We start from the raw sequence: 21,525 nt of genomic DNA, 5'->3' as shown, positions 1-21,525 counted from the left end.
TTGATTGTTTAGACAACGAAATCTACTAACCGATGGAACGCCGTGTGCGGTGAAAGTCGCATGCACGGTGTGAAGTGGGGGAAAAGCCTGAGATGATATCAGGGGCTTACCTATCACTATAAAACTCTGATTTTGTCCTCATGCTCAATCAAGCAGCGGGCGACCGGGCTATCCTTGCGAAGCAGCTCAACATCTCCCCGCAGCAGATGAAGTATGTCACCCACACCGAAGCGGGCGAGGGGCTTATCTTTTATGGGAACGTGACGCTGCCCTTTGTAGACCGCTTCCCGAAAGACACCGAGCTTTACCGGGTAATGACGACGAAGCCGGAGGAAGTGAGTGGAGCATGAACGGGCTGAAAATTGACACCATCATCAACCGGGACGCGCTCTATGCGCTGCGGGAGCTTCCAGAGGAAAGCGTACATTGCTGCGTCACAAGCCCGCCCTACTATGCACTTAGGGATTACGGGCTTGATATGCAGATAGGGCGCGAGGACACGCCGGAACAGTACATTGAACGGCTTACCGGGGTTTTCCGTGAGCTGCGCCGAGTGCTGCGCTCTGACGGTACGCTCTGGCTGAATATCGCGGACACCTACTGCGGCACCGGGAACAAAGGGAGCTTTGCCGACCCGAAAAACCCCAAAGGCAGGAACGGGCAAGCCGTATCAATCGCAAGACAGGCGGCGGGCTGTAAGCAAAAAGACCTAATCGGTATTCCGTGGCTCTTGGCTTTTGCCCTACGCGCCGACGGGTGGTATTTAAGGAGCGACATTATCTGGCAGAAAGACAACCCCATGCCGGAGAGCGTGAAAGACCGCCCTACCCGCTGCTATGAACATATCTTTCTGCTTACGAAGTCAAAGAAGTATTTTTATGACGCAGCCGCCATAGCCGAACCGCTGGCACCCTCAACGGCGGCGCGGTACCGCACCGGGCGCAGCGCGGGGCAGAAATACGCGGCAGAAGTACCCGGACAGGGCAAGGTACAGGGCTTGAACCGGGCAAGAAGCGGCGGCTATTACGACGAAGCCCTCATGCCGACCATGCGGAACAGGCGGGATGTGTGGCTTATCAATACCGTACCCTACAAGGGCGGGCATTTCGCCGCGTTCCCGCCGAAGTTAGCGGAAACCTGTATCAAGGCGGGCTGTCCGAAAGGCGGCGTTGTGCTTGACCCCTTTTTCGGGAGCGGCACGACGGGAGCCGCCGCAAGGCAGCTTGACAGGCATTATATAGGCATTGAGATAAACGCCGAGTATTGCGCCCTTGCAAGGGCGCGGATTGGAGGGACAGACAAATAAAACAGTATCGAGCGCGTGAGAAAGTCACGCAGAAAATGACCCGCGAGGGAGCCGTCGAGGTAAACGCCGCCACAGGCAAAAAGAAGCGTATCAGCAACCGCATAAGGGACGCCGACCTTGTAAAAAAGGAAGCCGCCCCGCAGCAGCCGGAACAGGCAGCGCAGCCCCTACCGGGCGGCGCAGCTTCCGCGCCCTTATCCGACGCGGCGCAGCTTCCCCATGCGCCGGGAGCAGAACGGGAACAGGACACCGCCACCGCCGAGCGCGTTTTTGAGCATATCGACGGGACGCATACCCGGAAAGCGAGCAAAAAGGCGGCAAGGAAAGCACAGGCAGAAGCCGAAGCCCGCACCCACACTTCCCGCTTGCAGTTTACCGAGGAAGAACGGGCGACGCCGGAGCTTGAAAAGTATATCCGAAAATCGGATAAAGCAGCCGACCGTCTGGACGCGGCAAAGGCAGCTATCCCCAAAGAAAAGAAACTTGTCAAGGAGCGAACCTTTGACGAAGCTACGGGCAAGGGCAAGACCCGCCTACGCTTTGAGGAACAGGAAAAGCCCATAGGAAAGAACAAGCCCCATAACAACCCGCTATCCCGCCCCACGCAGGAAGCGGGTATTTTCGTCCACAACAAGATACATTCCGTTGAAAAGGACAACTCCGGCGTTGAGGGGGCGCACAAATCCGAGGAATTAGCGGAGAAAGGTGCAAAATACGGGGCGCGGAAAGTCAAAGAGGGCTACCGCAGCCATAAGCTGAAACCCTACCGGGCGGCGGCAAAGGCAGAGAAAGCGGCGTTCAAGGCGAATGTGGATTTCCAGTACCACAAAGCCCTACACGAAAACCCGCAGATTGGGGGCACTCCCCTTTCCCGCTTCATGCAGAAGCAGCAAATCAAGCGGCAGTATGCAAAGGCGGCAAGGAAAAGCGGCGCGAAAACAGCGCAGAAAGCCGCAGAGAACACCCGAAAGGCGGCGAAGAAAACCGCCGAGGAAACGAAGAACGCGGCGGCATTTGTGGCAAGGCACCCGGCGGGCGTATGTATCGCCGTTGCCGCGCTGCTCTTATTCATTATGATTTCAGCGGGGCTTTCCTCTTGCGGCTCTATGTTCTCCGGCCTGATGAACGGCATACTTGGGACTTCCTACACGTCGGAGGACAGCGACCTTGTAGCGACGGAAAACAATTACGCCGCAAAGGAAAACGGGCTTCAGCAGCGGATTGACAATATCGAGCGCGATTATCCGGGCTATGACGAATACCGCTATGACCTTGACAGTATCGGGCATAACCCCCATGAATTAGCGTCTTACTTAACTGCACTCTTACAGACCTACACCCCACAGAGCGCACAGGCAGAGCTAAACCGCGTCTTTGGTATGCAGTACACCTTGACGCTGACGGAAGAAATTGAAGTGCGCCACAGGACGGAAACCCGCACAGGCACGCGCACCGTCACCGACCCGGAAACGGGCGCGACAAGTACGGAAACCTACGAATACGAGGTTGAAGTCGCCTACAATTATTACATTCTGAACGTGAAACTGACAAACAAGCCCATTTCCGAGATTGCAGAGGAACTTCTAACGCCGGAGCAGCTTGAAATGTACCGGGTGTATCTGGAAACAAGCGGCAACAAACCGCTGCTTTTCGGCGGCGGCTCCCCCGACACAGGAGCGTCCGAGGATTTAAGCGGCGTACAGCTTGTGAACGGGACGCGCCCCGGCAATACCGCCATTGTAGACCTTGCGAAGCGGCAAGTCGGCAACGTGGGCGGGCGGCCTTATTGGAGCTGGTACGGCTTTAACAGCCGCGCGGAATGGTGCGCCTGTTTCGTTTCATGGTGCTACGGGCAGTCGGGGCTATCCGAGCCGCGCTTTGCCGCCTGTCAATCACAGGGCGTACCGTGGTTCCAGTCACGCGGGCAATGGGGCGCGAGGGGCTATGAGAATATCGCCCCCGGCGACGCTATCTTTTTTGACTGGGACGGGGACGGGAGCGCAGACCATGTAGGGCTTGTTATCGGCACAGACGGGAGCCGCGTCTATACCGTCGAGGGCAATTCCGGCGACGCCTGTAAAATCAAGAGCTACGACCTTAACTATTCCTGTATCAAGGGCTACGGCTTGATGAACTGGAACTGACAACAAAAAACTGAAAATCTGAAAGGAGAAATGAATTTATGGCTATGAGCAAGATTGAACGTATCGACAGGGAGATTGCAAAGACCCGCGAGAAAATCACCGAATACCAGAATAAGCTGCGGGGGCTTGAAGCGCAGAAAACCGAAGCGGAAAACCTTGAAATCGTGCAGCTTGTACGCGCTATGCGTATGACCCCACAGGAGCTTTCCGCTATGCTCTCCGGCGGCAGTATTCCGGGCATGGAAGCCGCGCCGGACTTCCTCACCAAACCCGCAGACCATGACACCGAAGAAATGGAGGACACCGAGAATGAATAAGAAAATCCTTAAAACCTTGACCGCACTCTGCGCCGCCCTTTTCCTCATGGGCGGCTTTTCCGTCACCGCCTTTGCACAGACCCCGGAGGGACAGGACGACACCGACGACAGCGGCGTTGTCTATGAAGAACCCCAAAAGGAAGAACCCCTTACCCCGGACGGGAACGCGACCCTTGTAGACGATTTTGGCGGCAACAAGCAGCTTATCACAGTGACGACCAAAAACGGAAATTATTTTTATATCCTTATCGACCGGGACGACGAGGGCGAGAATACCGTCCATTTCCTTAATCAAGTGGACGAAGCCGACCTTATGGCACTCATGGAGGACGGAAGCACCGAAGCAGCCCCGCCCGCCGTTTGCAGTTGTACCGATAAATGCGAAGCCGGAAAGGTAAATGTGAGCTGCCCTGTCTGCAAGGACAACATGACCGCCTGTAACGGCAAGGAAGCGGAGCCGGAAACCGAGGAACCGCCGGAGCAGCCCAAAGAAAAAAGCAATGCGGGCGGGCTTGTGCTTTTCCTTGTCGTGGCACTTCTTGGCGGCGGGGGCGCACTCTACTACTTTAAGTTTATGAAGCCGAAGCAGAGCGTCAAGGGCGATACCGACCTTGACGATTTCGACTTTGACGATTACGGCGAGGACGAGCCGGAGGAAGAAGCTGACGGCGCAGACATGGAACAGGAGGACGAAGAAGCATGACCCTGTTTACCGACAATCCCCTTGAAAAAATGATGATACAGAAACCCGGCGGGCGGCGTGACAATGCGTCGCCCGTTTCCCATTCCCCGGCCTGCGCTTCCTGCCCGTACAGGGGGCAATCGCCCTGTATCGGCTATTGTCTGAAACAGGCACAGGAAAAAAAGAAAGCCGAGCCGGAACGCTGAAAGGAGGATTTTTATAATGGCTTCACATATTTTAGTCATTGCAGAAAAGCCGAGCGTGGCGCAGACTATCGCCGCCGCGCTTGGCGTGAAAGAGAAAAAGGACGGTTATATCGAGGGCGGCGGCTACCTCATTTCATGGTGCGTCGGGCATCTGGTACAGCTTGCGGAAGCCGCCGCCTATGGGGAGCAGTACCGAAAATGGCAGACGGACAGCTTACCTATTCTGCCGGAGGAATGGCAGTACACCGTTGACCCGGACAAGGGGAAACAGTTTGTAATACTGAAAGAGCTTATGCACCGCGCTGACGTTTCGGAAGTGGTAAATGCGTGTGACGCGGGACGCGAGGGGGAACTGATTTTCCGCTTTGTCTACGAAGTGGCGGGCTGCAAGAAGCCCATGCGCCGCTTGTGGATTTCCTCAATGGAACATGAAGCAATCAGAAGCGGATTTGATAATCTGAAAGACGGACGGGAATATGACGCGCTCTTTGCGTCCGCCCTCTGCCGCGCAAAGGCTGACTGGCTTATCGGCATTAACGCCACCCGGCTTTTCTCCTGCCTGTATGGAAAGACCTTGAACGTGGGGCGCGTCCAGACCCCGACCCTCAAAATGCTTGCCGACCGGGACGCGGCTATCTCCCATTTCCAGAAAGAAAAATATTACCACGTGCGCCTTGAATTGTCCGGCGCGGAAGCGGCAAGCGAAAGGATTTCGGACAGGAAAACCGCCGACGCACTGAAAGCGTCCTGCGAAGCGGGAAAGGCGGTATGCGTTTCCGTCACCAGAGAGAAGAAAACCGCAGCCCCGCCGAAGCTCTTTGACCTTACCTCTTTGCAGCGGGAAGCGAACCGCATTTTCGGCTACACCGCGAAGCAGACCCTTGACCTTGCACAATCCCTTTATGAAAAGCGGCTTCTGACTTATCCCCGGACAGACAGCAATTTCCTCACCGACGACATGGGCGGCACCGCTGAAAGCACAATCGCGCTGCTTTGTAAAAAGCTCCCCTTTATGGCGGGCGCGGGCTTCACGCCGGAGATTGCAAAGGTATCAGACAGTAAAAAAGTATCAGACCACCACGCAATCATTCCCACTATGGAGCTTGCAAAGACCGACCTTGCGACATTGCCGGAGAGCGAGAGGAATATCCTCACCCTTGCGGGGGCGCGGCTGCTCCTTGCCACCGCCGCGCCGCACGTCTTTGAAGCGGTTACGGCGGTTTTCTCATGTGCCGGGACGGACTTCACCGCAAAGGGAAAGACGGTGCTTTCCGACGGTTGGAAAGGGCTTGAACGCAGATACCGGGCGACGCTGAAAGTAAAGCCCGAAGCAGAGGACGGGGAGAACGCGGACGCAGAGCTGCCGGAGCTTTCCGAGGGACAGGGCTTTGAAAACCCGCCCGCAAAGGTAACGGAGCATACCACAACGCCGCCGAAGCCCCACAGCGAAGCAAGCCTGTTGTCGGCTATGGAACGCGCCGGGAACGGGGACACCGACCCGGACGCGGAACGCCGGGGGCTTGGCACCCCCGCCACCCGCGCCGCAGTCATTGAAAAACTGGTAAAGGGCGGCTTTGTAGAGCGCAAGGGCAAGCAGCTTATCCCCACGCAGAACGGCAACACGCTAATCTCTGTCCTGCCGGATATGCTGACTTCCCCACAGCTCACCGCAGAATGGGAAAACAATCTGACGCAGATAGCAAAGGGAGCCGCAGACCCCGGCGAATTTCTCTCCGGCATTGAAGCTATGGCGCGGGAGCTTGTGCAGACACACGCCGCACTGGAGGACGGGAAAAAAGATTTGTTCCGGGAGGGAAAGCCCTCTGTCGGCAAATGCCTCCGCTGCGGTTCTCCCGTCTATGAGGGGAAGAAAAACTACTATTGCAGCAACAGGGAATGTATCTTTGCCATGTGGAAGAACGACCGTTTCTTTGAGGAACGGAAAACCGCTTTTTCCGCGAAGATTGCCGCCGCGCTCCTTAAATCCGGCAAGGCGAATGTGAAGAAGCTCTATTCCCCGAAAACAGGCAAGACCTACGACGGAACTATCGTTTTAGCTGACACTGGCGGGAAATACGTCAACTACCGTATCGAAGTGCGGAAGAACTAAAAACTGGAATAGCAAGCATAGGAAGCGGGTACCCACTTCCGTAAATCCCTGTCCTGCCGCTAACGCGCCGGACGGGGATTTTGCTTGTTGGGAAGTTTCCCAAACCCTCTTTTTGCGGAGGGCTTCACCCTCTGAAAATCTTCCAAAACCTTTGGCAGAAATACAGGCGTACCGTAGTAGGCTATGCAGCCAAAAAATGCAGCTTATGACGCTGCCGCAGAGAAAGGAGGTTTTTCACTATGGCAAGTTTACGGGACACCGTAAAGGACTATCAAGACGAGCTTAGGGACGGTATCGCATGGGTGGCGTTCTGGAAAAAGGGGCGTTCATGGAACGCGGAATACTTTCATCTTGATATGGACGATACGCTCTACCCGGAGGACAGGAGCCGGTTAGAGGAAATCAAACGCACCGACCCCGCCGCCGTTATCTTGAATGGCTATTACTGCGGGCATTTAGGCGAGGATATGAGCCTTGACGAGCTGACCGCCGGAGTGCGCTACCACTATGAGAATAGCATGAATGATATTGACGGTTTTATCGGGGCGCATGATGACAGGCTTCCCCCGGAGCTTATCGAGGAAGCAAGAGCCGCCGCCCATGTAGCGGGGCTTCCCTTTTCCGAAAAGCCCTACCGGGACGGGGAGGATTTTGACCCTTATGTATTTGACGGGAGCATGAGCGTTGAGGACTACGAACTCATGCACCGCATGATTGAACAGGAAAGGAGTGGAAAAATGAGCGAACAGTTTTCAATCTTAATCGACAGCCGCAGCCGCTTTGAAACGGGAGAACCGGGCGGCGTGTGGCTTCCCATGCCGACCACCACAGAGCAGCTTCACGCGGCTATGGAAAGCGTCGGCATTACCGCAGACAACCCGCAGGATTTTTTCATCAACGGTTTTGCAAACACCGAGCAGCAGCCCTTTGACGTGCCGCTTCCCGTTATCCAGAGCGCGGGCATTGACGAGCTGAACTATTTAGCGAAGCTCTTAGAAATGCAGAGCGACGGGGACAAAGACAAGTTTACGGCGGCAGTGACGCTTGGGGAACGCGCCGGGAATATCAAAGACCTTATCAACCTTGCACAAAACCTTGACTGCTACTGGCTTTACCCCACCGTACAGAATGAAGAAGATTACGGCTATTACCTTATTGACGAACTGGACGAATTGGAGCTTCCCGAAGAAGCGAAAAAGTATTTCATGTATGAGGAATACGGGCGGGACGCAGCTATCAATGACGGGGGACGCTTTACCGACCAGGGCTATATCTACAACAATAAGAACACCTTTACAGAATGGTACAACGGACGCGAAAGCGACATTCCCAAAGAATATAAGGTAATGGGCTTCCCGCAGCGGTCACGCCCCGACCCGGAAAAGGCAGAAATGGACGAAGCCGCGCCGGGACAGGAAGCGGCAAAGCCCCCGGAACAGCCACAGGAGCCGCGCCCGGTTATCCCTATCGTGCTGACGAGCGAGAAGCCCGCCGAAAAGCTCAAAGAGATTACCGACCGTCTGGAACAGGGCATTGCGGAACTCTTTGACAGCGAGCGTTACAAGGAATATCTGCAAGTCATGTCGAAATTCCATAATTACAGCTTCCGGAACACCGTCCTTATCACCATGCAGAAGCCCGACGCTTCCCTTATTGCGGGATTTTCCGCATGGAAGAATAACTTTGAGCGCAACGTGATGAAAGGGCAAAAGGGAATTAAAATCATTGCCCCGTCGCCCTATAAAATCAAACAGGAAATGCAGAAAATCGACCCGCAGACGAGGAAGCCCGTTATCGGCAAGGACGGGAAGCCCGTCACCGAGGAAAAGGAAATCACCATACCCGCCTACAAGGTAGTGACCGTATTTGATGTTTCCCAGACCGAGGGAAAGGAGCTGCCGGATATTGCCGTTGACGAGCTGACGGGCGACGTTGACCGCTACAAGGACTTTTTCGCAGCCATTGAAAAGACTTCCCCCGTTCCTATCGCCTTTGAGAATATCGAGGGCGGCTCTCATGGCTACTACCACTTGGAGGACAAGCGCATTGCTATCAACGAGGGCATGGGCGAGCTGCAAACCTTAAAGACCGCCATTCACGAAATCGCCCATGCAAAGCTGCATGACATTGACCTCAACGCGCCGCAGGACGAGCAGCAGCCCCGCGTTGACCGCCGCACCCGCGAAGTCGAAGCGGAAAGCGTCGCTTACACTGTCTGCCAACATTACGGGCTTGACACGTCGGACTACTCTTTCGGCTACGTCACCGGGTGGAGCAGCGGGCGGGAGCTTTCCGAACTGAAAAGCTCCCTTGAAACGATACGCAGCGCAGCCGCCGAGATTATCAATTCCATAGATGAAAATTTCGCGGAGCTTCAAAAGGCACAGGACAAGGAGCAGACCGCCGGACAGGAACAGACTACCAGAGGGGAAGCCGCGCCGCAGCCGGAAGCCCCGGCAAAGACAGATACAGCCGGAAAAGAAAAGCCGGACGTAGCCGCACCGGGGAAATCCGGCGCACAGGAAAAAGCGGGCGCAGCCCCAAAAGAAGCCTTTGCCCCCGAAACCATTTACAGGGTACGCCGGAACCCGTACAGCGACAGCCGGGAAAACAGCTACCTCTTGCAAGCCTATGTGACACTGGAGAACGGGCGGGCGAAAATGGGCGACGTGCTTTATACGGGAACGCCGGAGAAATGCCGCGAGCTTATGGGGCAGCTCAAAAACGGCGAGCTGACCGAGGGCGACGTAAAGCAGCTCTACGCAAAAGCACAGGAAACGGCAAAGACACAGGAAGTTTTACCCGACCCGTCAATCAGTGTCGCGGATATGGAGAAATACGGCTATACATGGGACGGTATGCTTCCCTTACAGGAAACCGCCGCCGCGCAGCTTTTTGAAAAAGAAGATATGCAGATTTTCCGGCTCTATGGGGACGGAAGCGAGGGCATTATCGGGAGCGTTGACGAGATACGCGCCCATGCGGAAAACGGCGGCATTTTCGGCGTACATAAGGAGGACTGGAACGCCCTCACCGAGTACAGGGCTATGAAACAGGAATTAGCCGGGAGCGACGCCGCAAAGGAAGCATTGCGGGAATACGGGGCGAAAGACACTTTTTCCATTTACCAGATAAAGGGCGGCGACGAAACAAGGGACTTCCGATTTGAGCCTTACGACCGCCTGCAGGCGGCGGGAAATGTGGTTGACAGGGCGAACTATGAGCTTGTTTATTCCGCGCCCCTTGCGCCGGGGATTTCCCTTGAAGATATTTACACCCGTTTTAATATCGACCACCCCGCAGACTTCAAGGGACACAGCCTTTCCGTTTCCGACGTGGTAGTGCTTCATCAGAACGGGCAGGACGCGGCGCATTACGTTGACAGCTTCGGCTACAAGGAAGTGCCGGAGTTTTTACAGGAGCTAAAGCAGCTTACCCCGGACAAACTGGAAACGGGCGAGAAAATCCAGACACCGAGGGGGAGTTTTTCTGTTACCGCCATGACCCGCGAGCAAATGGAAGCCGCCGGATATGGCTTTCACCACCAGTCGGACGACGGTAAATATTTCATCATGGGGAACGGGACGCGGGCGTTTGCCGTTGCCGCAGAGCAGCCGGAGAACCACTTGAAAGCTGTCGAGCAGAGCGCAGAGCAAAACGAAAACATGATTGACGGTATCATCAACAACACCCCTACCGTTGACGAACTGGAAGCAAAGGTAAAGGCGGGCGAGCAGATTTCCCTTGTTGACCTGGCTAACGCAGTCAAAGCCGATAAGGAGCGCGGAAAGGAAGCGAAGCCGGAAAAGAAGCCCTCTATCCGGGCGCAGCTTAAAGCCGACAAGGAACGGGCAGCGCAGAAGAAACAGGCAAAAAATAAGTCGCAGGACTTGGAAAGGAGCTGACCCATGCCGAAACAGAATAAATTTGAAGATGTGGACGTGACCGCTTCCCTTGAAGCCATAATGAAGCAGAACACAGGATTTTACCAGAGCGATTTTGACATTGACCGGGAGATTATCGCAAAGGCGGTGGCAAGTGATAGCAAAGAGGGCAAGACCCTCTTGTGGTTCTGCCGCCCGTCCGGGACGCATTGCTTCCGGGAGCGCGACGTGTTCCTAAAGGACACCGCACCCCATAATACTTGGCGTTTCTACATGGAGCAGACAAGCGACCGTATCCTTGCCTATGCAATCGAGCTGACGGGCAGGGAGCGCGGGAAAATCAAGGGCAGTCTGTACGAGCTTGACTATTCCCGCCATTATGAGCGCGTCAAGGAAAAGGGGCTGCCCGCCGATACGGTCAAGCTGATTTATGAGCGCGGGGAGCAGATGATACCCGCCGGACAGTATTTCAGCGGAAGCCCGGACCCGCAGCTTGGGAAGTTTGAACGCTTTGAAGCCCTACCCAACGACCCGGACGCGCTTAAATGGCTCTTACAGGAGGAACACCGCAGCCGGGAGCAGCTTCCGCAAGGGGATTTTAAGGCGCATATCGCCGCATTGCATGACGGGCTGATTGAAACGGAAGCGCGGCGCATTGTGCGGGAAATGAAGCGGAACTATGAGCCGAACAGCCCGAACAAGACCCATTTCATGGTGGAGCTTTCCCCGGCGTTCATGCGGCTTGCAGATACAAAGGACACTGACCGCCTTTTCTCCATGCTGCCCTACAAGACCCTTTCCTTTTCCAAAATCGAGGGCAGACATGGGACGTATGCGCTGATTGACAAGGGGGAGAACCGGGACAGGGAGATAAGAAAGCCCCGCCCCTCTGTCCGGGCGCAGCTAAAAGCAGACAAAACAAAGACCGCCCCGAAAAAAGCGGCGGCAAAGAATAAAAATCACGATTTGGAGGTATGAGCATGATTAGACTGACTGTTGAAGAAACAAACCTTTTGAGCATTTACAAAGAGGGAAGCAAGCGGGCTTTGATTGAAAATGTCAATGTCGCGCTGCCTTTTATGGACGGGGAAATGCGGGGCTTTGCCGCCCGTACCCTTGCCAAAGTGGAAGCCATGACCGAAGCGGAGTTTGCGGGGCTTCCCATTTACGCCGCTGATGAAGTATGAGCGAGGTTAAGCGGCTGACGCCGCCCCAGAGCCGGAAAGTCAATGCACTTGTGCGCCGGACGTGCTGCAACTGCGATAACGGGAACTGTATCTTGCTTGACGACGGGGACGAGTGCGTATGCCCGCAGCTTATCTCTTATTCCCTACTCTGTAAATGGTTCCGTATTGCGGTGCTTCCCGCCGACAAGCTGCTCTATGCGGAGCTTTACCAGACCGGGGACAGGAAGAAGTGTACCGAGTGCGGCGCGTTCTTTGCGTCAACCTCTAACAGCGTCAAATACTGCCCCGGCTGCCGGAAGCGTATCACCCGCAGACAGGCCGCCGAGCGCATGAGGAAAAAGCGCGCCCCTGTTACGCAGTAGGCGCGGAAAATCCCTTGATTTGCAAGGCTTTCCGGGCGTGAAAATCAGAAAGACGATACTTTATACCTTTACCCCCAAAAATGCCGTCCTACTGCGTAACATTTACCAGAACAGCACCCACAAAAAGACAGGGCGCGGAAGTCATATACTGGCTTCCGCGCCCTGTTCTTTTTTTGCCTATTGACAGGCATAACTGATAGTTCCACATTGTTTCATTTTAGCTGTTCAATAATTTTGTTAAATCAGAGATAGAAACGTCCATCTTTGCAGATATTTCTTCCATAGTCATTCCAGAAGTGAGAAAACGCTGGATAACCATTTTCATATCCTCGCCAACCTCTATAATATGACCGTCTAAATCATAAAATCGAATTACTCGTTGCCCCCAACTATGTTCGACCATTTCCCCTAAATACTCGATATGAGGATATTTTTTCAGCTTGTCTAAGAAACGGTCAAAATCCTGCTCTTCAAAAACGACCTCTGCATTATTAGATTTCTTTAATATTTTTTCTTTTGGTATATTTACAAGCCAATCAAAATCCTGCTGTAAAGCTAAACCACAAGTAAAAGATATATTTATCCCGTAATCTTGGTATAACTCTAATCCAAATAAATCTTCGTAAAACTTTCTTGCTGCGTTAATGTCTGATACCGATAAAACCGTACAAATGTATTTCATATCTATGCTCCCTTAATTTTACTTCCTGTTGGGTTTTCTTTTTATTTCGAGCAGTTTAACAAAATCATCAAATAAGGCTGTATCTGTTGGCTCAAACATTAACCATTTTCCGTCGTGATAGGTTTTAGTTTCATCATAAATTTTTTGCACTTCTTTTGAATAACTATTTCTATCTGTATCAAATTTTAATCGTTCATCTTTCCCTAAGATAATCATAAATCCTATACAGTTTTCCCTTGCGTATAATGCACAAAGCGTTTTTCCGCCACGACGATATTTATACTCATAAGTCCATGCTTTACCACCTTTGTTCCATAAACATTCCATGTCATACTTTTCATCAATTAAAGCACAGAGTTTATTCCATATATCATATAACGAATGTCCGATTAAACCAATCATTTCTTCTGCGTTAGGTATTTTATCCAACATACTCGTTGCTCCTTTATAACTTTGAATTTGTTGTAATCAAAATTCATACTATTCAGAACTATTATATCATACCTATATGAACAAATCTATCCCCTTTCTGTTCCCTTTTCCCGTTCCGGCTGCTTTCCAGTCTGTAAAATGCTGTCAATGTTCTGCTTGACAATATCATACTCCCGGACTTTCTTTTTCAGCTTCCCATAGTCGGCGTAAAGGGCTTCTTTCTGCGCTTGGAGGGCTTCATATTCCGATTGCAGCGCGGCAAGGTCTGGGAGCTTGGAAACGCCCGCAGCTTTCAGCGACCTTGCGGCGGCTTCATGCAGGATAATAGCGCGTTCATGTTCCGCTTTGTATTTCTCCTTGTTCCGGGCTTTCCTGTACGCCCCATAGACGGGCTTTGTCTTTTGGTAGGTGGAAACATTCTTGATAAGCACCGCCATATCCGCAAGACGCTTTTCGACCGCCTTTAGGCTGTCCGCTGCCTGTCCGCTTTCCTCTGCCACTTCCGCAATCCGGCTGACTAAATCCGCGTACTGTTCAATCTTGTGTTCCGTCAAGAAATTCATGGTCTTTGCCGCCTGTTTCAGATTGTGGATTTTCGCCCACTGTTCATAGCCCCGGCTCTGCGCCGCCTTGATACTGTTCTCAATGTCGATAAGCAGAGAAACGCCGCGCTGCTCTCTGGGGGCTTTCGCCGCCTTTGTGCGTCTGCCCGCTATCCGTTCCCGTATGGCTTCCTCTGTATAATCTGCGCCGAGGGTTTTTAGGCGGGTGAAGCGTTCCTGTCCGGTGGCGCGGCATGATACATATTTCCCCGGCTTTATCTCATAGCCCGCCGCCTGTAACCGCTGCAACAATTCTTCAAAACTGGAAACTTGGGGGATAAGCGCGTCAACGGCAATCTTTAGCTTGCCTTTCCAACTGGTACCCGTCTTTTCCGCCTGGTATTCTGCATAGCTCTTTCCCTTGCTGCCCTTGCCGGGAACGACAACGGACAGGCCATTATCCCGGCACAGCTTGTCACTCATGTTCCGTATGCCGTAATAACTCCTTTTGTTGGAATTGTATTTATGGTGGTCTACGAAATTCACCGCGCAGAAAATAATGTGGTTGTGGACGTGTCCTTTGTCAATGTGCGTCGTCAAGACATACTCATGCTGCCCTTTGGTTACTGCGTCGGCAAGCTGCTTCCCGATTTTGTGGGCGGTTTCGTAATCCACTTCCCCCGGCTCAAAGGACTGTATCAGATGAAAGGCTAAATTGTTCCCTTTTTGGAGGGCTTGCGACAAGGTATATTCAAACTCAATATCTGCCGTTTCATAGCTGCACCCGAAAGAGGATATGAGCATTTTCCCGTCCGTCTTGTCCGGGTTTTCGATATAGTCAAGGGCTTTGCTTAGAGTGCTTTTAATAGGCTTAATCTTTGTAACCGCCATATCTCCGCAAGCACCCCCTTTATTTCCTCTATGTCCTCTTGGTATGCGTTCCCCGTCGCGTTCACGCGACGCGCTATCTGGTTCACATTGACGCCGATTTTCTGTATTTCTGCGGTCATAGCCTTAATGTCGGCGTGGTCTATCTGAATGATGTACCCGTCAATGGCAATCTTCCGCAGATACGCCGCCATGTTCCGGGTGGGGACGAGCTTCATTTTTTCCAGTATTAAATCCCGTTCCGCTTCCGTCACTCTGAATTTTATCTGCACTGTCCTTTTGCGTCCGTCCATGTATTCGCTCCTTTCTTTTAGAGGGTTTGGGACACTTCCCAACAAGCCATTTTTAACCGACGCGCCGCAGCGCGGGAGGGCGAAAATACGGAAGTGGGTACCCGCTTCCTATGCTTGCTACGAAAGTTTTTTATCTTTTATGCCCTTATCCCCTACTACGGAGCTATCCCCGCTTTTGCCAAACTTCCGCAAAAGAAAAACGCTGCAATCCTCAAAAAAAGATTACAACGTTCTCTAAATCCTATTCAATTCTGACGGACACATTTTATCTGCCCTCTGCTTCGACTTCCGTTATCTCCCTTGCCGTTGCGGTCACAATCCGTATGCCCGTATCGCTCATGCCGTCAAGGAGCGCGTCAAGCTGCCGCCGCTGCGTGTCCTTTTCCGGCGGCGTTTCCAAAAGGAACTGGTCTACGGATATATTGTAGCGGAGCATAAGCTCAAAGAATATCTGTAAACTTGGGTGCTGCCCCTTGTTCTCAATGTTCGCAAGGTAGCGCGGCGAGATAAACATTTCGTCGCTTACTTTCTTGCGGCTCTCCTTGCGCCCTGTCCGCGCTGCCTTTATCGCTGCCCCAAAAGCCTTGAAGTCGTATTTCGGTACTGGTCTTTTTGCCATAATTATTCACCCTGTTACATTGTACTGTTCACCTTTCTTTTTGAATATGTCTACACAGTTCTATTCAATAGCTAAAATAATTCATATAATCCGTTGAAAGGTTCATAGAAGTATGTTACAATAAACCCTACACTTTAACACCAGACTTTTCGGCTATGGTATATTGTAAGGAAAATGGAGGTGAGAAACAATGAATACTTATAAAACAGCGGAAGTTGCTGCCATAATTGGAATACACCCAAATACAGTACGGCTATACGAAAAGTTGAATTTAATACCCAAACCGAAACGTCTGCCAAATGGTTATCGCGTATTTACGGACTTTCATATACAGCAATGTAAACTAATACGTCTTGCATTTCAGATAGAGGTTTTACAAAATGGACTGCGAAAGAAAATCGCACAAATGATTACGGTATCTGCAACAGGAGATTTTGATACTGCAATTACAATTACCGAAGAATATCTAAAGCAGATTAAGCAGGAACACCAGAACGCAGAAGAAGCGATTGAAATTGTGAAAGACATTTTATCCGGCGGAGTTCGTGAAAACTCAACGCAATTAAAAAGAAAAGATGTATCAGAGCTACTTGATATTTCTATGGACACATTACGAAATTGGGAAATGAATGGTCTGCTTGCTGTAAAGCGAAAAAATAACGGGTATCGTGTCTATACTGACGGAGATATACAACGCTTAAAAATTATTCGTTCATTAAGATGTGCTAATTATTCCTTAGAAGCAATCTTGCGGCTATTACAGCAACTATCAAAAAATCCCGATACAGATATTCGCATTGTCTTAAATACCCCAAAACAAACAGATGACATTATTTCAGTTTGTGACCGACTTATTATTTCACTTTCAGCGGCAGAAAAAAATGCAAATACCCTTTCTGCCATGTTATATGATATGAAAGAAAAATTTTCATAACCCTACACTTTGCCACCAATGTTTTCATTGGTGGTATTCTTATTTCACGAAAACAAAAGGAGGAATTATCATGCAGACTGTAATCAATGTGGAGCAGTTGTCAAAATCCTACGACAATCTGCTTGCGGTAGACAAACTTAGTCTATCCGTAAAATGTGGAACTGTTTACGGACTTCTTGGCGCAAACGGTGCGGGAAAAAGTACGACGATTGAATGTATCTTAGGCACAAAAAATGCCGACAACGGAACGGTATCAGTCTTGGGGTGCGACCCCAAAAAAGACAGACGCCGCTTGTTTCAGAATGTCGGCGTTCAGTTTCAGGAGGGCGACTATCCGCCGGAAATCAAAGTTTCGGAACTATGTGAAGAAACCGCTTGTCTTTATGAAGCACCTGCTGACTGGAAAAAACTTTGTGAACAATTTGGAATAGGAGGAAAGATTGCTAATGCAGTAAAGAGTTTGTCCGGCGGGGAGCGTCAACGCTTATTTATCGTGCTTGCCTTAATCCCAAACCCGGAATTGGTATTCCTTGATGAATTGACTACCGGGCTTGACGCAAAATCTCGGCGTGATGTTTGGAAAATATTATCTGAATTAAAAAGCAAAGGATTAACTATCTTTTTGACTTCTCACTTCATGGACGAAGTGGAAGCCCTATGTGATGAAATCTGTATTTTGAGAAATGGGAAAGCCGTATTTTTTGGAACTGTTGAACAGGCAAAGAAAGCCAGTAAATGCGAAAACTTTGAGGACGCCTATCTTATACTTTCCGGCGAGGAGGGGGAGAAAGAATGAAATCATTTAGAACACTCTTGAAAAACGAATTGAAATTGAACATCAGAAACATGAATATGGTTATTTTCGCTGTCATTATGCCACTTATTGTTTTGATTATTCTGGGCTTCATTTACGGAACAAAACCAGTCGCAGACGGAGCAGCATACACTTTTATGGAACAGTCCTTTGGCGCACTATGCTGTATCTCCATTTGTGCGGGTGGGTTGATGGGTTTACCTCTTGTCGTATCAGAATATCGGGAACGAAAAATTTTGAAACGCTTTCAAGTTACCCCCATTAGTCCGGCAAAATTACTTTTGGTAGAATTTTTGATTTACGTTATCTATTGCATTGTATCAATGCTCACCTTATTCTTTGCCGCTATGCTGTTTTGGAAAGTAAAAATACATGGTTCTTTCCTCTTGTTTTTGGGAAGTTGGCTTTTGACTATGGTATCGACTTTGAGTATAGGATTGTTGGTTGGAGGGATTGCGAAAAACATGAAAAGCGCAAGTGTGATTGCCTGTATTCTGTACTTCCCCATGCTGATTTTTTCGGGGGCGACACTTCCCTTTGAAGTTATGCCTATTATTATGCAGAAGATTATTGGTGTCCTGCCATTGGCACAGGGTATGCAGTTAATGAAAGCAACATTTCTTGGAATACCGCTTGAAAACGCATTGCTTCCAATTATTGTTATGAGTGCTGTCACTCTAATTTGTTTTGGTATCTCTATTAAATGTTTCAAGTGGGAATAATTTTCTAACTTTAATAAGCAAAATTTATTCTGCCGGACGACGGCAAAGAAAAAAAGCCGTCGGAGAGCAGACACATTTTCACACGCCTACTATTCCTATACGGCGGCTTTGAGAAAATCGAAGCCGTCGTTTTCTTTTTCCCTATAAAGAAATGACGTTCTAACACTGACAGATACGACGGCTAATAGGAGGTAGCTGCCATGACGTGTAGAGCGTACAAACAAAATCTTATATTATTCTTCTTATCAAAAAAAGCCCGACCGCCGCCGGGAACATTTCTACCCTTAGATATGAACTATCAAATCATCTAAATACTTTTTACAATTCCTATGCGCCTGTCTGCGTCTTGCAGACGGGCGCATTTTGTATGCTCAAAAACTTTTTGAAAAAAATCCGGGAAATGTTCGGCGTTTTTTTCAAAAGGCAGTATTGCCCCGCGAAAAGGGGGAAGCACCACCAACTTTCCAACGAGAAAGGAGGTGAGAATGTGGAACCTAATCGCAGAGAGTTTATAAAACAGTGCGCTTTCCAGAAGTTTTGTAATACGGTGCTGCACAATGAAGCGTGTGACGCTCACAAAGAGCTACACAGGCATAAGGCAAGGGAGATTACCTTTTCCGACCTGCCCTTAGACGAAGCGCGGCAGCTTCATACCTTTGATGAATATTTCAAAGGGGAAACCGCCTTTGAAAGAGCCGGGAAGAAAATCACGCCGAAGCTGCTTCTTGACGCAATCCGTACTTTGCCGGAAGAAAAGCGCAAAGCCGTACTCCTGTACTATTTCGAGGGAATGAACGACACCGAGATTGCGGAGCTGTTCAATACGTCGAGAAGCACGATACAGTACAGGCGGACAAGCTCTTTTGAGCTGCTAAGAAAATATCTGGAGGAAAATGCTGATGAATGGGACAGATTTTAACGAACCCGGCTACCCGGAAAAAGCCCTTGTTCCTTATCCTGTCATTGTGGCAGCGACACAGGGCGACCCGGACGCCATGAAGATTGTCTTGCAGCATTTCAGCGGCTACATAGCCCGCCTCTCCATGCGGAAGCTGTACGACGAGCGCGGGAACGTCTATTTTGGCGTAGACCATGATATTCGTGAACGGCTGCAAGCAAAACTGATGATGGCTGTCCTCTCCTTTAAGGCAGAGGAATAACACACGCGGCGGGACGCTTTCTCTCTCCCCCTTTTCCGTTCCGCTTGACGCAGCAGCACAGCCATTCTGAACCTTGAAAAAGAAAGCGACGTAAGATAACGGCGGCGCAGTATAGGGCAAATCGGATACGTCCCTTTTGCGCCGAGCCACGCGGCGGGTGCGCCATGACGCTATCCGGGCGGGATTATCCCCGCCCGGACAGCCGAGCGACCAACACCGCGCCGGAAAGCAAGTGTAGCGGCTTGCGGGCGACGACAGCGCAGAATATACAATGATACTTCCTTACAGCCACAGTCCGAGCGTTCAGAGCGTCGCAGGCAATGGGTAGGGCTGCATGAGAACCATGCGGGGGTGCAATTCCCATGAGGTTATGCTGCTAACCGTCCGATTAAAGCCTAATTTCTATCTTTGAAACTATTGTACTCTATTGAAAGGGGGACATTTTAATGAATATTACTGATGTGCCTATCTGGGAGAAGTACACGCTTACCATTGAGGAAGCGTCAAAATATTTCCGTATCGGAGAAAACAAGCTGCGTAAATTAGCGGAAGAAAACCCGGCTGCCGGGTGGGTGATTATGAACGGCAACCGTATTCAAATCAAGAGAAAACAGTTTGAAAAATTCATTGATACTTTGGAAGTTATATAGTGAAATCGGGCCTTGAATGTGGTATAATGAATACAGGCATATCAAGGCTCTTTCCGTCATGGAAAGGAGCATGACGAACAATGTCGGAGAAAAGACGAGATAATAAAAACCGTATTTTACGCACAGGAGAGAGCCAGAGAACAGACGGAAGATATGCTTACAAATATACAGATACCTTTGGGAAACCGCAATTTGTCTATGCTTGGAAATTAGTACCTACCGACAAGACCCCGGCGGGGAAACGTGAAGATATTTCGCTCCGGGAAAAGGAAAAAGAGATACAGAAAGACCTTGACGACGGGATTGACACGTTGGGAAAGAAAATGACTGTCTGCCAACTTTACGCAAAGCAGATAAGGCACCGGGCAAATGTACGGCATGGCACGAAACAGGGACGCAAGCAGCTTATGAGGATTTTGGAAGAAGATAGCCTTGGAGCTTGCAGCATTGAAAACGTGAAGCTGTCCGACGCAAAAGAATGGGCTTTACGCATGAAAGAGAAAGGCTATTCTTTTAAGACAATCAACAACCACAAGCGTTCTCTGAAAGCTGCCTTTTACACAGCCATACAGGACGATTGTATTCGGAAAAATCCCTTTGACTTCCAACTGAACACCGTTTTGGAAGATAACACCGAGCCAAAGGTACCTCTATCCCCAACGCAGGAAGCGGCTTTCCTGTCCTTTGTGCAGAATGATAAAGTCTATCAGAAGTATTACGACGAGATTATCATACTGTTAGGAACAGGGCTTCGCATTTCTGAACTCTGCGGGCTGACTGAAAACGATATTGACTTTGAGCATAAGCTAATCAACGTAGACCACCAGCTTTTGAAAGTATCGGGAGTTGGCTATCATGTTGAAACGCCAAAGACAAAAAGCGGTATCAGACAAATCCCAATGAGTACCAAAGTCTATGAAGCGTTCAAGCGTGTGCTGAATGACAGAGGACGGGCAGACAATTTTATTGTAGGCGGTTACAGCAGATTTTTATTCCTTAACCGGAACGGGCTGCCGAAAGTGGCAGTCAACTACGAAACCATGTTCCGAGGGCTTGTGAAGAAGTACAACAAGAGCCATGAGGAAGCCTTACCGAAAGTGACAACGCCGCATACCTTACGCCATACATTCTGTACCAATTTAGCAAACGCCGGAATGAACCCGAAAGCATTGCAGTATATCATGGGACATTCCAACATCAACATGACGCTGAACTATTACGCCCATGCTACCTCTGATAGCGCAATGGCAGAAATGGAACGGCTGATTGCTTAGTAGTAAATATCGGTTTTACTACTTGATTTACTACTTTTGGACGCGAAAACATGAGGGGAAATAAAAAGATTTGTGAACTTCTTCCGATACGAAAAATGCCGGAAAGCCTATAAATACAGGCTATACCGGCTTATAAGAACTTATAAAGAGATGGTCAAAAACTATATTTTGATTTATTTTTAAATATTATGATAGTGTCAAATGATGTATGAAAAAAAAGAGTCAAAAAAATAGGCTCAAAAGAACCTTGAAAACTGCAGATATTGATACTTGAAAGCTCTCCGAGGGCATAGGGCTCTGCCCTATGTACCCGCAAG

Annotated in this window: 22 protein-coding genes and 1 pseudogene; 18 read left to right on the top strand and 5 right to left on the bottom strand. The window is 50.2% G+C overall.

The window, feature by feature from the left end:
* Window positions 1-122 precede the first annotated feature (122 nt).
* The 11 genes and pseudogenes from FYJ45_RS26915 to FYJ45_RS26865 all read left to right on the top strand — a co-directional run.
* Window positions 123-350, top strand: a pseudogene (locus FYJ45_RS26915) (conjugal transfer protein TraE); the annotation flags it as partial.
* Entirely contained in the window at window positions 347-1,306 is a 960-nt protein-coding gene (locus FYJ45_RS26910; protein WP_154468102.1) for a DNA-methyltransferase, read from the top strand. The pseudogene FYJ45_RS26915 and the gene FYJ45_RS26910, both read left to right, overlap by 4 nt.
* 35 nt (window positions 1,307-1,341) lie before the next feature.
* The gene (locus tag FYJ45_RS26905; RefSeq protein WP_154468101.1) at window positions 1,342-3,450 is read left to right on the top strand and encodes a C40 family peptidase; all 2,109 of its coding nucleotides are present in this window, start codon (window positions 1,342-1,344) and stop codon (window positions 3,448-3,450) included.
* Between the two features lie 38 nt (window positions 3,451-3,488).
* A complete protein-coding gene (locus FYJ45_RS26900; RefSeq protein ID WP_154468100.1) occupies window positions 3,489-3,767 on the top strand; it encodes a DUF4315 family protein in 279 nt (92 codons plus the stop codon).
* Window positions 3,760-4,470: a DUF4366 domain-containing protein gene (locus FYJ45_RS26895; protein WP_154468099.1), complete on the top strand. Its 711-nt coding sequence runs from the start codon at window positions 3,760-3,762 to the stop codon at window positions 4,468-4,470. Before FYJ45_RS26900 ends, FYJ45_RS26895 begins: the two co-directional genes overlap by 8 nt.
* A complete protein-coding gene (locus tag FYJ45_RS26890) occupies window positions 4,467-4,655 on the top strand; it encodes a hypothetical protein (RefSeq protein WP_154468098.1) in 189 nt (62 codons plus the stop codon). The genes FYJ45_RS26895 and FYJ45_RS26890 overlap by 4 nt, the downstream gene beginning before the upstream one ends.
* Before the next feature lie 16 nt (window positions 4,656-4,671).
* Entirely contained in the window at window positions 4,672-6,765 is a 2,094-nt protein-coding gene (locus FYJ45_RS26885; RefSeq protein WP_154468097.1) for a DNA topoisomerase 3, read from the top strand.
* 239 nt (window positions 6,766-7,004) lie between these two features.
* Complete coding sequence (locus FYJ45_RS26880) at window positions 7,005-10,670, top strand: YodL domain-containing protein (protein WP_154468096.1); 3,666 nt, start codon at window positions 7,005-7,007, stop codon at window positions 10,668-10,670.
* A gap of 3 nt (window positions 10,671-10,673) precedes the next feature.
* The gene (locus FYJ45_RS26875) at window positions 10,674-11,627 is read left to right on the top strand and encodes a hypothetical protein (RefSeq protein WP_154468095.1); all 954 of its coding nucleotides are present in this window, start codon (window positions 10,674-10,676) and stop codon (window positions 11,625-11,627) included.
* Window positions 11,624-11,836: a transposon-transfer assisting family protein gene (locus tag FYJ45_RS26870; RefSeq protein ID WP_456298389.1), complete on the top strand. Its 213-nt coding sequence runs from the start codon at window positions 11,624-11,626 to the stop codon at window positions 11,834-11,836. The genes FYJ45_RS26875 and FYJ45_RS26870 overlap by 4 nt, the downstream gene beginning before the upstream one ends.
* The gene (locus tag FYJ45_RS26865) at window positions 11,833-12,198 is read left to right on the top strand and encodes a cysteine-rich VLP domain-containing protein (protein WP_154468093.1); all 366 of its coding nucleotides are present in this window, start codon (window positions 11,833-11,835) and stop codon (window positions 12,196-12,198) included. The genes FYJ45_RS26870 and FYJ45_RS26865 overlap by 4 nt, the downstream gene beginning before the upstream one ends.
* 217 nt (window positions 12,199-12,415) lie before the next feature.
* Here the strand turns inward: FYJ45_RS26865 and FYJ45_RS26860 are convergent, their stop codons facing one another.
* The 5 genes from FYJ45_RS26860 to FYJ45_RS26840 form a co-directional block, all read right to left on the bottom strand.
* Window positions 12,416-12,880, bottom strand: coding sequence for a VOC family protein (locus FYJ45_RS26860; protein ID WP_154468092.1), 465 nt, complete (start codon window positions 12,878-12,880; stop codon window positions 12,416-12,418).
* Window positions 12,881-12,898: 18 nt separating this feature from the next.
* Window positions 12,899-13,312 (bottom strand): DUF3788 domain-containing protein, encoded by a 414-nt coding sequence (locus FYJ45_RS26855; RefSeq protein ID WP_154468091.1) that lies wholly within the window; start codon window positions 13,310-13,312, stop codon window positions 12,899-12,901.
* Between the two features lie 86 nt (window positions 13,313-13,398).
* On the bottom strand, window positions 13,399-14,745 hold the full coding sequence (locus tag FYJ45_RS26850; RefSeq protein WP_154468090.1) for a relaxase/mobilization nuclease domain-containing protein: 1,347 nt from the start codon (window positions 14,743-14,745) through the stop codon (window positions 13,399-13,401).
* Window positions 14,706-15,035 (bottom strand): plasmid mobilization protein, encoded by a 330-nt coding sequence (locus FYJ45_RS26845; RefSeq protein WP_002569185.1) that lies wholly within the window; start codon window positions 15,033-15,035, stop codon window positions 14,706-14,708. Before FYJ45_RS26845 ends, FYJ45_RS26850 begins: the two co-directional genes overlap by 40 nt.
* Before the next feature lie 265 nt (window positions 15,036-15,300).
* Entirely contained in the window at window positions 15,301-15,654 is a 354-nt protein-coding gene (locus FYJ45_RS26840) for a helix-turn-helix transcriptional regulator (RefSeq protein WP_154468089.1), read from the bottom strand.
* A gap of 190 nt (window positions 15,655-15,844) precedes the next feature.
* Between FYJ45_RS26840 and FYJ45_RS26835 the strand changes: the two genes are divergently transcribed.
* From FYJ45_RS26835 to FYJ45_RS26805, 7 genes are all read left to right on the top strand, one after another.
* A complete protein-coding gene (locus tag FYJ45_RS26835) occupies window positions 15,845-16,588 on the top strand; it encodes a MerR family transcriptional regulator (RefSeq protein WP_154468088.1) in 744 nt (247 codons plus the stop codon).
* Between the two features lie 70 nt (window positions 16,589-16,658).
* Complete coding sequence (locus FYJ45_RS26830) at window positions 16,659-17,384, top strand: ABC transporter ATP-binding protein (protein ID WP_154468087.1); 726 nt, start codon at window positions 16,659-16,661, stop codon at window positions 17,382-17,384.
* Window positions 17,381-18,124: an ABC transporter permease gene (locus tag FYJ45_RS26825; protein ID WP_154468086.1), complete on the top strand. Its 744-nt coding sequence runs from the start codon at window positions 17,381-17,383 to the stop codon at window positions 18,122-18,124. Before FYJ45_RS26830 ends, FYJ45_RS26825 begins: the two co-directional genes overlap by 4 nt.
* Window positions 18,125-18,611: 487 nt before the next feature.
* Window positions 18,612-19,043, top strand: a complete 432-nt coding sequence (locus FYJ45_RS26820; protein ID WP_321170321.1) for a sigma-70 family RNA polymerase sigma factor — start codon at window positions 18,612-18,614, stop codon at window positions 19,041-19,043.
* On the top strand, window positions 19,024-19,284 hold the full coding sequence (locus FYJ45_RS26815; protein WP_154468084.1) for a helix-turn-helix domain-containing protein: 261 nt from the start codon (window positions 19,024-19,026) through the stop codon (window positions 19,282-19,284). The genes FYJ45_RS26820 and FYJ45_RS26815 overlap by 20 nt, the downstream gene beginning before the upstream one ends.
* 446 nt (window positions 19,285-19,730) lie before the next feature.
* A complete protein-coding gene (locus FYJ45_RS26810; RefSeq protein ID WP_002590584.1) occupies window positions 19,731-19,934 on the top strand; it encodes an excisionase in 204 nt (67 codons plus the stop codon).
* Window positions 19,935-20,014: 80 nt separating this feature from the next.
* Entirely contained in the window at window positions 20,015-21,208 is a 1,194-nt protein-coding gene (locus FYJ45_RS26805; RefSeq protein WP_154468083.1) for a site-specific integrase, read from the top strand.
* Window positions 21,209-21,525: the final 317 nt, after the last annotated feature.

It is taken from the genome of Eisenbergiella porci, from assembly GCF_009696275.1.
Classification (GTDB): Bacteria; Bacillota; Clostridia; order Lachnospirales; family Lachnospiraceae; genus Eisenbergiella; species Eisenbergiella porci.
This window is presented reverse-complemented; position numbering and strand designations above follow the sequence as displayed.